Source organism: Azospirillum sp. OGB3 (assembly GCF_014192915.1).
Lineage (GTDB): Bacteria > Pseudomonadota > Alphaproteobacteria > Azospirillales > Azospirillaceae > Azospirillum.
The window spans coordinates 334351-346412 of record NZ_JACHYN010000004.1 but is presented as its reverse complement, the minus strand read 5'-3'; the positions used below and the strand labels follow the sequence as shown (position 1 = coordinate 346412).

Annotated in this window: 12 protein-coding genes; 6 read left to right on the top strand and 6 right to left on the bottom strand. The window is 67.5% G+C overall.

What is annotated here, in order from left to right:
* Positions 1–218: 218 nt before the first annotated feature.
* On the top strand, positions 219–713 hold the full coding sequence (locus FHW79_RS11785) for a GFA family protein (RefSeq protein WP_183179085.1): 495 nt from the start codon (positions 219–221) through the stop codon (positions 711–713).
* A 19-nt stretch (positions 714–732) separates the two neighbouring features.
* Here the strand turns inward: FHW79_RS11785 and FHW79_RS11780 are convergent, their stop codons facing one another.
* Complete coding sequence (locus FHW79_RS11780; RefSeq protein WP_200478491.1) at positions 733–1506, bottom strand: ABC transporter permease; 774 nt, start codon at positions 1504–1506, stop codon at positions 733–735.
* The gene (locus tag FHW79_RS11775; RefSeq protein ID WP_035680117.1) at positions 1503–2429 is read right to left on the bottom strand and encodes an ABC transporter ATP-binding protein; all 927 of its coding nucleotides are present in this window, start codon (positions 2427–2429) and stop codon (positions 1503–1505) included. The genes FHW79_RS11780 and FHW79_RS11775 overlap by 4 nt, the downstream gene beginning before the upstream one ends.
* A gap of 226 nt (positions 2430–2655) precedes the next feature.
* On the opposite strand from FHW79_RS11775, the gene FHW79_RS11770 reads away from it, so the two are divergent.
* Both FHW79_RS11770 and FHW79_RS11765 read left to right on the top strand, forming a co-directional pair.
* Positions 2656–3339 (top strand): HD domain-containing protein, encoded by a 684-nt coding sequence (locus FHW79_RS11770; protein ID WP_183179084.1) that lies wholly within the window; start codon positions 2656–2658, stop codon positions 3337–3339.
* Positions 3340–3544: 205 nt separating this feature from the next.
* Complete coding sequence (locus tag FHW79_RS11765; RefSeq protein WP_183179083.1) at positions 3545–5467, top strand: glycosyltransferase family 41 protein; 1923 nt, start codon at positions 3545–3547, stop codon at positions 5465–5467.
* 105 nt (positions 5468–5572) lie between these two features.
* Here the strand turns inward: FHW79_RS11765 and FHW79_RS11760 are convergent, their stop codons facing one another.
* Positions 5573–5767: a hypothetical protein gene (locus FHW79_RS11760; protein WP_183179082.1), complete on the bottom strand. Its 195-nt coding sequence runs from the start codon at positions 5765–5767 to the stop codon at positions 5573–5575.
* A gap of 249 nt (positions 5768–6016) precedes the next feature.
* Here FHW79_RS11760 and FHW79_RS11755 point away from each other — a divergent pair, with 249 nt between their 5' ends.
* Together FHW79_RS11755 and FHW79_RS11750 are read left to right on the top strand one after the other, a co-directional pair.
* Positions 6017–6625: a hypothetical protein gene (locus tag FHW79_RS11755; protein ID WP_183179081.1), complete on the top strand. Its 609-nt coding sequence runs from the start codon at positions 6017–6019 to the stop codon at positions 6623–6625.
* A 78-nt stretch (positions 6626–6703) separates the two neighbouring features.
* On the top strand, positions 6704–7744 hold the full coding sequence (locus FHW79_RS11750; protein ID WP_183179080.1) for a DUF808 domain-containing protein: 1041 nt from the start codon (positions 6704–6706) through the stop codon (positions 7742–7744).
* Positions 7745–7954: 210 nt separating this feature from the next.
* Here FHW79_RS11750 and FHW79_RS11745 read toward each other — a convergent pair whose 3' ends face one another.
* The 3 genes from FHW79_RS11745 to FHW79_RS11735 form a co-directional block, all read right to left on the bottom strand.
* Positions 7955–9232: a TRAP transporter large permease gene (locus tag FHW79_RS11745; RefSeq protein WP_094303633.1), complete on the bottom strand. Its 1278-nt coding sequence runs from the start codon at positions 9230–9232 to the stop codon at positions 7955–7957.
* Entirely contained in the window at positions 9229–9747 is a 519-nt protein-coding gene (locus tag FHW79_RS11740; RefSeq protein WP_183179079.1) for a TRAP transporter small permease, read from the bottom strand. The genes FHW79_RS11745 and FHW79_RS11740 overlap by 4 nt, the downstream gene beginning before the upstream one ends.
* 174 nt (positions 9748–9921) lie before the next feature.
* On the bottom strand, positions 9922–10905 hold the full coding sequence (locus tag FHW79_RS11735; protein ID WP_183179078.1) for a C4-dicarboxylate TRAP transporter substrate-binding protein: 984 nt from the start codon (positions 10903–10905) through the stop codon (positions 9922–9924).
* A gap of 184 nt (positions 10906–11089) precedes the next feature.
* On the opposite strand from FHW79_RS11735, the gene FHW79_RS11730 reads away from it, so the two are divergent.
* Entirely contained in the window at positions 11090–11809 is a 720-nt protein-coding gene (locus FHW79_RS11730) for a GntR family transcriptional regulator (RefSeq protein WP_183179077.1), read from the top strand.
* Positions 11810–12062 lie beyond the last annotated feature (253 nt).

Genomic DNA, 12062 nt, shown 5'->3' with positions numbered 1-12062 from the left:
CCGTTGTAAACTTCTCCCCCCTTGGGGCTGGTGGCTACACACAATGTGCGGCCTGGTGAGGCAAGCCACGCGGCGCTTTGCCGCCTGGAAATCGAGCCGGCCCTGCTGCCATCCGTGACTTGAAACGACGCCGCGTCTTCCGGAAACTTTCCCGGACCGGGAGGGTTGGACGGGTGCGGCGCCGCAGCCGGGCGCCTGAGGATCGGAGGAGAGGACGGATGAAGCTCGACGGGTCCTGCCACTGCGGCGCGGTGCGTTTCTCGGTGGACGCCTACGCGCCGGCCCCCTACCTGCGCTGCTACTGCTCGATCTGCCGCAAGACGGCGGGCGGGGGCGGCTACGCCATCAATCTGGGGGCCAAGGCCGACACGCTGGCGGTGACGGGGGCGGAGCACGTCACCGTCTTCCACGCCCGCATCGACGGGGAGGAAAGCCCCGGCGAGCGGCGCTTCTGCTCGCGCTGCGGCTCCGCCCTGTGGGTGAGCGACCCGCGGTGGCCGGAACTGGTCCACCCCTTCGCCAGCGCCATCGACACGCCTTTGCCGGAGGCACCGGCCCACGTCCACATGATGCTGGGATCGAAGGCCAACTGGGTTCCGGTCCAGGCCGGGTCGGGGGACGAGCGAAGCGACAACTACCCGCCTGAATCGCTGGAGGAGTGGCACCGCGCCCACGGGATGCTGGAAGGTGGGAAACCGGACGGCGGGGCGTGATCCCCGCCGTCCGGGCCGGTCAGTTCTTCAGCTTGTAGCCGGTGCGGAAGATCCACCAGACCGCCGTCAGGCAGAGCGCCAGGAACAACGCGGTCATGGCGAGGCTGATTCCCACCGGCACGTCGGCCTGACCGTAGAAGCTCCAGCGGAAACCGCTGACCAGATAGACGACCGGGTTGAACAGGGTGATCTTCTGCCACAGCGGCGGCAGCATGCTGATCGAGTAGAAGCTGCCGCCGAGGAAGGCCAGCGGCGTGATCACCAGGATCGGCACGATCTGCAGCTTTTCCCAGCCGTCCGCCCAGACCCCCAGGATGAAGCCGAACAGGCTGAAGGTGACCGAGGTCAGCACCAGGAAGGCGACCATCCAGACCGGGTGCTGGATCGAGTAGTCGACGAACAGCCGGGCGGTCAGCAGGATCAGCACGCCGAGGATCATCGACTTGGTCGCCGCCGCCCCGACATAGCCGAGCACAGTCTCGAAGGCCGAGATCGGGGCCGACAGCACCTCGTAGATCGTGCCGGAGTAGCGCGGCATGTAGATGCCGAAGGAGGCGTTGGACACGCTTTCCGTCAGCACCGACATCATGACGAGGCCCGGCACCAGGAAGGCGCCGTAGCTCACCCCGTCCACCGCCGTGAAGCGCCCGCCGATGGCCGCCCCGAAGACGATGAAATAGAGCGAGGTCGAGATGACCGGCGCCGCGATGCTCTGGAACAGCGTGCGCCAGGTGCGGGCCAACTCGAACAGGTAGATGGCCTTGACCGCATGAAGGTTGATGGGGGAGGTCATGCCCGCTCCTTCACAAGGCTGACGAAGATCTCCTCGAGGGAGCTTTCCTCGGTGTGCAGGTTCGTGAAATCGATGCCGTGGTCGCCGAGCTTGCGGAGAAGCCGGGCGATGCCCGTCTGGTCGTCCTGCGTGTCGAAGCTGTAGACCAGTTCCCGCCCGTCGCCGGACAAGGTCAGGGGGTAGCCGGCCAGTTCCGCCGGGATCGACTCCAGCGGGTTCTGAAGTTGCAGGGTCAGCAGCCGCTTGCCGAGCTTGCGCATCAGCGCGGCCTTGTCCTCGACCAGCACGATGCGGCCGTTGGAGATGACGCCGATGCTGTCGGCCATCTCCTCCGCCTCCTCGATGTAGTGGGTGGTCAGGATGATGGTCACGCCGCTGTCGCGCAGCCGCCCGATCATCTCCCACATGCCGCGGCGAAGCTCCACGTCCACTCCGGCGGTCGGCTCGTCGAGGAAGAGGATGCGCGGCTCGTGCGACAGGGCCTTGGCGATCATCACGCGGCGCTTCATGCCGCCGGACAGCGCCATGACCTTGCTGTCCTTCTTGTTCCAGAGGGACAGGTCCTTCAGCACCTTCTCGATGTGGGCGGGATCGGGCGGCTTGCCGAACAGCCCGCGGCTGAAGCTGACGGTGGCCCAGACGCTCTCGAACGCCTCGGTCGTCAGCTCCTGCGGGACGAGGCCGATCAGCGAGCGCGCGGCGCGCCAGTCGCGCACGATGTCGTGCCCGTCGACCGTCACGGTGCCCGCGGTGGCGTTCACGATGCCGCAGACGGTGCTGATGAGCGTCGTCTTGCCGGCCCCGTTCGGTCCCAGCAGGGCGAAGATCTCGCCGCGGCGGATGTCGAGATCGACCCCTTTCAGCGCCTGGAAGCCGGTGGCGTAGGTCTTTTCCAGCCCACGCACCTGAATGATCGGCTGCATGTCTCCCCTCTGCCTGTCGGTCGGCCCGGTCCGGGCGGGCGTCACCTTAACGGTGGGACGGCGCGCGGTCATCGGGCATTCGGCGCGATGCAACCATTCCGGAGAGGGGGGAACTGATTTCGGAGTCCCGATTCGGGGTGGGGGATGCCCGCCCACAAATGATTTCGGGACAACAGCCCTGCCCCTCCCCATATTATGTAAAAAGCACGAAAGAGGACGAGCGCTCATGCCAAAAGATGTTGTGCTCAGCGATGTCGATGTTTGGGAAAGCTCCATCACCACGTGGCTGCGCGCCAACGTGGCCGAGGACCCGGCCCACGATGTCGACCATCTTCTTCGCGTCTGGCGCACCGCCAAGGCCCTGGCCGCGGCGGAGGCCGAACGGGACGGCGGACCGCCGCCCGACATGCTCGTCGTGCTGGCCGCGGCCCTGCTCCACGACATCGTGAACGTGCCGAAGGACCATCCGGACCGCAGCCGCGCCTCCCGCCTGTCGGCGGACCGGGCGGAGGAGGTTCTGCGCGGCATGGGCTTCCCGGACGCCCTGATCCCCGCCACCCGCCATGCCATTGAGGCGCACAGCTACTCCGCCGGCATTCCCCCGCTGACCGTCGAGGCGAAGCTGGTCCAGGACGCCGACCGGCTGGAAAGCCTGGGGGCCATCGGCATCGCCCGCTGCTTCGCCACCTCCGGCCTGATGAAGCGGGCGCTGTTCCACGGCGAGGACCCGATGGCCGAGACCCGCCCGCTGGACGATCTGCAATACGCGCTGGACCATTTCAAGGCGAAGCTGCTGCTGCTGCCCAACACCATGCAGACCCCGGCCGGCCGGGCGCGGGCGCGGGAACGGGCGGCCTTCCTGCTGTCCTTCCAGGTCCAGCTTCTGGCGGAGATCGCCGGGGACGCCTGACGGGCTCCGCCAGCACGGCCTGCCGGCACGACCTGCGTATGGAAGCAGGTCCGACGACAACGCTCTCCTCCCCGGGGTGGCGCCGCGATAGCATAACCTTTAGAGCGCGTCGCGACGGCGGTGCGGCTCGCACGAACCGGACTGCGGTGAACGCAGCCCGGTTCGGTGTGTTGCGTAAACCGAAGCAATCCGGGTTGTATCGACCATGAACAAGAACAGGCAGTCCGGCGGTTCCTCCGCGCCGGACATGCGCAAACTGTCGGACGCACTGGCCTTGGCCCAAAAAGGCGATCTGGGGCGCGCCGTCGCGCTGTTCGACCAAGCCACCAGGGGCGCCGCCCTGACTCCGCAGATCGCGGGGTTCGGGCGGGACCTCCATGCGGCGGTCGGCAACGCGGCCTTCGCGAACCAGCGCTACGACGATGCCTTAAGCGCGTTCGAGCTGGCACGCCGCCACGATCCGAACCATCCCGGAATCCTGCTCAACATCGGCAACACCCTGTTCAGGATGGGCGCCTACGACCGTGCTGCCGGCGTGCTCGAACAGGCGCGGTCGCTGCAACCGGCGAGTCCGGACACGCTGCTCAGCCTTTCGGCGGCTCTGTTCCAACTGGGTCGGCTCGAAGAGGCGGAGCGCCGGGCCTGTCAGGCGGCGGCGGCGGCGCCGAACGCCCCGGCGGTGTGGTTCAATCTAGGGACCGCCCTCAAGGGTCGGGACAGGTTGGCCGCCGCCACGGACGCCTACCGCCGCGCGCTGAGGATCGCCCCGCAGAATCCGACGGCTACGGTCGGGCTGATCCAGACGAAGCAGCGATCCTGCGACTGGTCCAGCTTCGACGACGACGCGGTGGCGCTGGAAAGCATCGCGTCGCAGGGCGTCGCGGTCCAGGCCTCCATGATGCTGTCCCACCGCGTTTCCGCCGGGTCGCTGCTGGAGGCGGCGCGGGCGCACGCGCGGACGATCCGGACGAAGCCGATGCGGCTGAAGGCAAAACCGGCCAGAACGGGCGTCGCGACCATCGCCTACCTGTCGAACGACTTCCGCCAGCACCCGGTCGCGCAGCTGCTGGCCGAGGTGCTGGCGCTGCACGATCGGTCGCGTTTCCAGGTGCTCGCCTACAGCTACGGACCGGAAGACGACGGTGTCGAGCGCCGCCGCATCCGCGAAGGCGTTGATCGCTTCATCGACATCGACTCCCTGACCGCGGAGGCGGCCGCCGAGACGATCCGGCGGGACGGCGTCGACCTGCTGATCGACCTCAAGGGCTACACCGGCCATCCGCGGCCTCACATCCTCGCCGCGAAGCCCGCACCGGTGCAGGTCCAGTTCCTCGGCTATCCCGGCACCCTGGGCGCGCCCTGGATCGACTACATCATCGCCGATCCCATCGCCCTGCCGCCGGAGTTGGAGAGCGGTTTCACCGAGGCAGTGGCGCGGATGCCGCGCTGCTTCCTGCCACGGGATCGCCGGTATGCCCCGCCGCCGGCCCCGCCGCGGGCGGCCTGCGGTCTCCCGGCGGACGGTTTCGTGCTGGCCTGCTTCAACAATGCCTACAAGATCACACCCGAGATCTGGTCGGTCTGGATGGCCCTGCTGCGCAACATTCCAGACGCCGTGCTGTGGCTCGCCCGGACAACCGCCGAAGCGGAAGGGAATCTGCTCCGGTCGGCCTCGGCAGCGGGCGTTGCGGCGGACCGGATCGTCTTCGCGCCTTGGGCACCGACGCTGGAGGACCACCTGTCCCGCCTCCAGAACGCCGACCTGATGCTGGACACCCTGTATTACGGCGCCCACACGACGGCGAGCGACGCGCTGTGGGTCGGGCTTCCGGTGGTGACGTGCCCGGGACGGGCGCTGCAATCGCGCGTCGCCGCCAGCCTGCTCCACACCGCGGGCCTGCCCGACTTCGCGACGGAGTCGCTGGAGCGGTACGGAAGCGCGGTTTTTCATTGGGCGAACAACCGCGCCGAACTGGAAGCCGTTCGGAACCGGCTGCGCGCCGAACGCGACAGCGGGCCGCTGTTCGACATGAACGCCTACACGCGCCTGCTGGACCAGGCGTTTCTGACGATGCTGGACCGCCAGCGCCAAGGCAAGCCGCCGGCGGCCTTCACCCTCGCCGGATGAAAGCAACGGGCGAAACGAAAAAGGACCGCTCCAGAGGAGTCGGTCCTTTTTCCGGCCCGGATGGGCGGGCCGCCGCGTCGTGGGGCTGGAAAGCCCTGGCGCCGGTCATTCGCGCATCAGCGTCGGCAGGTCAAGCGTGGAGGTGCGGGCCGTCGGGGCGTAAGTGGCGGACGACACGGCTTGGTATACGATATGCAGCGGAGTGGCCGAGAACCAGGCGCTGACGAACTCCGTAACACCCTTGGCGAGGCTCGACAGAAGGCCGTCGTGATGGCTGTGATGGGCGGAAGCGTAAGCCATGATGTGTCTCCTCTTTGCTGGTGGGGGTATTGTGCCGTGGTATACCCAATACCAGAAGCGCTATGCCCGCAGGGCAGCAAGTCCGAAAAATTACAGCTTCCTCAAGCGTTTAGGATCAAAACAGTCGGTTCCGCGAACCAAAAAATGCTATACTCCGGTATGACTATTCCCGCATGATTGCGTATGTGTTTGCGGGTGAATCGCGTATCCTCTCATCATTGCCCTTGGAGATAATCTGGAGAGCCGTCTGTGCCCGTGCATGAGTGGCCGCAGATCGTGCGCGCGTTGCGAAGGCTGCATGGCCTGACCACCGCGCAGTTCGCCGTCATGCTGGCCACCACCGAGCAAACCGTCGCTCGCTGGGAATCCGGCGCCGCCTTGCCCGACCCGCGGGAGCAAGCGCTGTTGCGCGACGTGCTGACCGGCCATTTCCGGCATCACCCCACCTTCCTCGGCCTGAAGGCGATGGTGCGGAGCATGGGCGAGAAATGCACCCTCTACACGCCCGGCCTGATCGCCCAGGCCGTGTCCCCGCCGCTGGCCCGCTGGATCGAGCGGCACCACTTCGACATCGTCGGTTCCTCCCTGTTGCCACGCATCGACGGGCTGACCGCGGAAATGATGGAGCGCTACGCCCTGCCCATGCTGGAAGGGACGAACGACGTCCTGTCGGTCACTTACAACGACCGGGCCGTGGCCTTCCGCAACGCCGTCATCAGCCGGCGGCTGAGCGTCGTCCCGGTGGACGGCGTGCGAGTCCTGGTGCTGGTGGACCGGGTGCTCTATCTGGACGACGGCCGGGACACACCCGACCCGGATGTCCACATGCTCACCGCCGACGAATTGGCCAGCGACTGACCAAGCCCCCGAAGGTCCGGCTTGCCCCCGGCGGCGTTGTCTGCTCCATAAACGCCGGTACGGAGGGGAGCCAAAGCCTTGAGCACGGGACTGATCGCATTGCTGGACGATGTGGCCGGGTTGGCGAAGGTCGCCGCCGCCTCGTTGGACGACGCCGCGGGACAGGCGGCGCGGGCGGGGGCCAAGGCCGCCGGGGTGGTGGTCGACGACGCGGCGGTGACGCCGCGTTATGTCGTCGGTTTCACCGCCGACCGCGAACTGCCGATCATCGGCAAGATCGCGCTGGGCTCGCTGAAGAACAAGCTGATTTTCCTGCTGCCCCTTGCGCTGGCTCTCAGCCTCGTGGCGCCCTGGGCGATCACCCCGCTGCTGATGCTGGGCGGCGGATTCCTCTGCTACGAGGGGGCGGAGAAGGTCTGGGAGGCGTTGCGCCCCCACGCGGCGCACCAGGATGCCGAAGGAGCGGGCACCGCGGGGCAGGACGCCGCGCAGTTCGAGCGGGAGAAGGTCAACAGCGCCATCAAGACCGACCTGATCCTGTCGGCGGAGATCATGGCCATCGTCCTGTCCACGGTCGCCGCCGAAACCTCGTCCTTCTGGACGCAGGCGGCCGTTCTGGCAATCGTCGGGGCGGGCATCACCGGCCTCGTCTACGGCGCGGTGGCGCTGATCGTGAAGGCGGACGACGTCGGCCTGTCGCTGGCCCAGAACGGACGCCCGGCGGCGAGCCTCCTGGGGCTGCGCACCCCCTCCCCCGGCGCGCCGGGCGGCGCCGACCGCGCGCTCGCCCCGGTGACGCAGGCGGTCGGGCGCGGGCTGGTCAAGGGGATGCCGGTCTTCCTGAAGCTTCTGGCGCTGGTCGGCACCGCCGCCATGCTGTGGGTCGGCGGCGGCATCGTCATCCATGGGCTGGAAGGCTTCGGCCTGACCGCGGTGGGGCACGCGATCCACGGCGCCGCCGTGGCGGCGGGCGAGGCCGTGCCGGCGGCGAAGGCCGCGGTGGAATGGCTGGTCGGGGCGGCGGGGGCCGGGGTGTTCGGGCTGCTGCTGGGCGCCCTGCTGATCCCCCTGGTGCACAGGGTGATCGAGCCGCTCTGGGGCATGGTCACGGGAAAGTAGCGCGCCTCACGCACAAGCGCCAAGGGGCGGCCCTGCCCGGACCGCCCCTTGGCGTTTGCCCTTCACACGCGGCCCTGCCCCGTTTCCACAATGACAAGGACGCTCCATGGACGGGGCTTGGTGTGCCCGGACCGGCCGTGGGTCCGCCGAGAGATCGGAGCGCCATATACTAGTATATCAGCGCCCCGCTTCCTGGCAAGCCCCCTTCCCTCACATCAGCATGTTCGGCAGGAACAGCACCAGCCCCGGCCACAGCGTCAGCACGGCGACCAGCAGGACGATGGTGCCGACAAAGGGCAGCGATTCGACGACATACTCCTCGACCGGGCAGTCGAGCAGGCTGCACACCGTGTACATGGCCACGCCCACCGGCGGCGTCATCGAGCCCAGCGTGACGATGGTCATCATCAGGATGCCGAAATGCACCGGATCAACGCCCAGCGGCGTCACGATCGGCAGGAAGATCGGCGTCAGCAGCAGGACCAGCACCGTGCTTTCGACGAACAGCCCGGCGATGAACAGGAAGATCAGGATCAGCGCGACCACCAGCAGCGGGTTGGTGGTGAGCTGGGTCATCGCCTCGGCGATGGTCTGGGGCGCCTGCTCGAAGATAATGGCGTAGCCGACCATGCCCGAGAACAGGATGATCAGCATGATCAGGCCGGTGTCCACCACCGCCTCCTGAAGCGCCTCGGCCACCGCGGCCCAGGTCAGCTCCCGGTGCAGCAGGAAGCCGACCACCGCGGCGTAGACGACGGCGAAGGCGCCGACCTCCGACGGGGTGAACAGGCCGCCGCGGATGGCGAACAGCAGGGCGACCGGGAACAGCAGCGCCCATTTGGCGTCGGCCACCGCCCGCCACACGGCGCGCAGGGTCGGACGTTCAGCCATTTCGGGACGGTAGCCGCGGCGGCGGGCGATCAGCCAGACGGTCAGCATCAGCCCGGCCATCATCATAAAGCCGGGGATGACGCCGGCCAGGAACAGCCGCCCGATCGACACGTTGCCGACGAAACCGTAGAGGATCAGCCCCAGGCTGGGCGGGATCGTCGCGGTGATCAGCGAGCCGACCGCGATGGCGGCGGCGGTGAAGCCCTTCGAATAGCCGCGGGCGATCAGGCTGGGGCCGAGGATGCGGGCCTCCATCGCGGCGTCGGCCACCGCCGAGCCGGAAACGCCGCCCATCAGCGTGGACAGCACGATGCAGACCTGCGCCAACCCGCCGGACATCCAGGAGACCAGCACGTTGGAGCAGTTGATCAGGCGGCTGGTGATGCCCGTCCGGTTCATCATGTGCCCGGCGAGCACGAAGAAGGGCACGGCCAGCAGCGGAAAGCTCTGCGAGGCGGAGGCGACCTGCTGCACCCCGATGGACATCGGGATGATGTCGTTGGTGGCGAAGAAGGAGAAGCCGGCGATGCCGATGGCGAAGGCGATCGGAAGCCCGAAGGCCATCAGCGCGAAGAAGGTGACGGCAAGAAGGGTCACGGCACGACCTCCTCGATCTCGCCAGCCTTGGGGGCCGGCGCGAAGACCGGTTTGGGGTGGCTGCGCAGCCCGCGCAGGGTGTCCAGGATCTGTCCGGTCAGCGTGATCGCGAGCAGCAGGCAGCCCACGGGCACCGCCGATGTCACGAAGGCGTAGCTGATGCCGCTGTCGCCGAACTGGCGTTCCAGGTTCAGCATGGTCAGCCGGTAGCCCATCACCGTCATGGTGAGGAGGAAGGCGAGGACCAGCACGCCCAGCACGAGGTCGAGCACGGCCCGGCTGGAGTTCGGCAGGCGCTTGACCAGATAGTCGATGCCGATGTGGGCGCGCTTGCGCAGCGCCATGTCGGCGCCGAGGAAGGCGACCCAGACGAACAGGAGCTGCGCCACGTCCACCGACCAGACCAGGGGATGGCCAAACCAGCGCATGACGCCGGCGGCGAAGACGAGCAGCACGATGGCGGCGAGGAGAAGCATCGCCAGGACGGCTTCCCCCTTTTGAAACAAGGACGACATGATGGCGGTCCCTTGATGGCGGAAGGTGACGGCGGACGGCGTTGAATTTGGAGGGCACTGGCCCCCACCCCGCCCCTCCCCCGCTGACGCAAGGGAGGGAGAATTTGTCCCCTCCCCTGCGAAGCGGGGGAGGGTCAGGGAGGGGGCAAGGTCAACACGAACCGAAATTCCGCGTCAGTTCTGCAGCAGCTTCTCCACCTCGTTGTGGAGTTCGGCGTAGCCCAGCTTCTCGTAGACCGGCGCGGTGGCCTTGCGGAACGGGGTCACGTCGATCTCCTCGATCGTCATCCCCTTGTCCTTCATCTGCTTCTCGAAGTCGGCGAGCGACGCCTGGGTGGCGCGCGACGCGCTGTCGCCGGCCTTCAGCGCCTCTTCCTTGAGGATCGTCTGCTGCTCCGGCGGCAGCTTGTCGAACCAGGCGGCGCTGGTGACGATGCCGGTGATCAGGTTGATGTGGCCGGTCTTGGTGATGCGGTTGGTCACCTCGTACAGGCGGGCGCCGAAGCTGGCCGGGTGCTGCGCCTCGACGCCGTCGATCACCTTCTGCTGAAGGCCGGTGTAGACCTCCGACCAGCCCATCGGGGTCGGGGTGGCCCCCATGGCGCGGATCGTCTCCATCCACACCGGGGCGCCCGGCGTGCGCATGCGGATGCCGGCGAGGTCTTCCGGACCCTTCACCGGCTTGTTGGTCAGCAGGTGCCGCTCGCCCTGCCACCAGTTGAAGGACAGCACCTGATGGCCGGACGCCTTGCGCAGCTTGTCCGACCATTGGTCGAACATCGGCGAGGTGACGACCTTGCGGATGCCGTCGTAGCCCTGGGCGAGGTACGGGCCGCCCAGAACGCCGAATTCCTTCACGAAGACGGCGAGACGCCCGCCGTCCACGACCACCGCGACGCCGGCCCCGGCGCGGGCCTGCTCCAGCACGTCCTCGTCCTTGCCAAGCTGCGAGCCGGGGAACAGGCGAACGGCCATCTTGCCGCCGGACCGCGACTCGACGTTCTTCTTGAACTCTTCCAGACCCTTGTAGAGCGGGTCCTGCTGGGCCAGCGCCGTGTTGACGCTGAGCGTGTAGTCGGCGGCCAGCGCGCCGCCGGCGACGGTGGCCAGCGCAAAGCCGAGGGCGGCCACGCGCCAAGTGCGGGTGATGATGCTCATGCTTCCTCCCTTTGAGGACAACGCCTCTTGCACGGAGGCGATTGTTCGGTACGCGACTGGTATGGTAGTATACAAGAATGGTGTTGTCCATGGGCTTGCAAACGGTGCAGGATGAATCCGCCGCACAGGATCGTCCGGGCGGGCACCGGCGGGGCGACCTGAAAAAAGAAGGGATGGGGAGAGCATGTTGAGGAGGATCGAGCCGGATTCGTCGGAACCCGTGGCGCGCCGCGTCTTCCGGGAACTGCGCCACGCCATCGTGACGATGCAGTTCCAGCCCGGCCAGCCGCTGTCCGAGCAGGAGGTCGCGGGGCAGTTGGGCGTCAGCCGCCAGCCGGTGCGCGAGGCCTTCATCAAGCTGAGCGAATCCGGGCTGGTGGTCATCCGCCCGCAGCGCGGCACCTTCGTCGTCAAGATCTCGGCCAAGCAGGTGATGGACGCCCGCTTCGTCCGCGAGGCGGTGGAACTGGCCGTGGCCCGCAAGGCCGGCGAGGGGCTGCCGGCCCGCGCCGTCGCGGAGCTGGACGCCAACCTGAAGGCGCAGCGGGACGCCGCCCAGAGCACCAACCCGGCAGCCTTCCTGGAACTGGACGAAGCCTTCCACCGCACCATCGCGCTGGGCGTCGACTGCGAATACGCGTGGCGGGTGGTGGAGGAGACCAAGGCCCAGATGGACCGCGTGCGCTATCTCAGCCTGCCGCAGGCGACCCCGCTGGACCGGCTGATCGCCCAGCACGAGCAGATCGTCGAGGGCATCCGCGCCCGCTGCCCCGACGCCGCCGAGGCCGCCATGCGCCTGCACCTGCGCGAAATCCTGCACTCCCTGCCCGAACTGGCCCAGCGCTTCCCCGACCTGTTCGACAGCGAGCCCACACCCGCCGAACCGATCGCCAAATCCGCATGATTCCTGAGATCGCAGCGCTACAGAAAGCCAAATGCAGCGCTGTGAAGAGCGCTACGAATACTTCCGATCAACAGCGATCGACTTATAACAGCGCTATGTTGCGCTGCAATATCGATATGGAAGGCATGCGAATTGCGCGGTTTGTCTTTGACACGCGCAATGCGAACATTGGCTCAACACGACAACGGGGCCTGCCCCGCCGCCCGCAAAAGCCAATCGGAGCCTTGCCATGAAGACCCACATCATCGCCCGC

Bases quoted from the DNA above. Each gene is read 5' to 3' on its own strand.
- FHW79_RS11785 (WP_183179085.1), top strand. From the start codon at position 219: ATGAAGCTCGACGGGTCCTGCCACTGCGGCGCGGTGCGTTTCTCGGTG.
- FHW79_RS11780 (WP_200478491.1), bottom strand. From the start codon at position 1,506: ATGACCTCCCCCATCAACCTTCATGCGGTCAAGGCCATCTACCTGTTC.
- FHW79_RS11775 (WP_035680117.1), bottom strand. From the start codon at position 2,429: ATGCAGCCGATCATTCAGGTGCGTGGGCTGGAAAAGACCTACGCCACC.
- FHW79_RS11770 (WP_183179084.1), top strand. From the start codon at position 2,656: ATGCCAAAAGATGTTGTGCTCAGCGATGTCGATGTTTGGGAAAGCTCC.
- FHW79_RS11765 (WP_183179083.1), top strand. From the start codon at position 3,545: ATGAACAAGAACAGGCAGTCCGGCGGTTCCTCCGCGCCGGACATGCGC.
- FHW79_RS11760 (WP_183179082.1), bottom strand. From the start codon at position 5,767: ATGGCTTACGCTTCCGCCCATCACAGCCATCACGACGGCCTTCTGTCG.
- FHW79_RS11740 (WP_183179079.1), bottom strand. From the start codon at position 9,747: ATGTCGTCCTTGTTTCAAAAGGGGGAAGCCGTCCTGGCGATGCTTCTC.
- FHW79_RS11735 (WP_183179078.1), bottom strand. From the start codon at position 10,905: ATGAGCATCATCACCCGCACTTGGCGCGTGGCCGCCCTCGGCTTTGCG.
- FHW79_RS11730 (WP_183179077.1), top strand. From the start codon at position 11,090: ATGTTGAGGAGGATCGAGCCGGATTCGTCGGAACCCGTGGCGCGCCGC.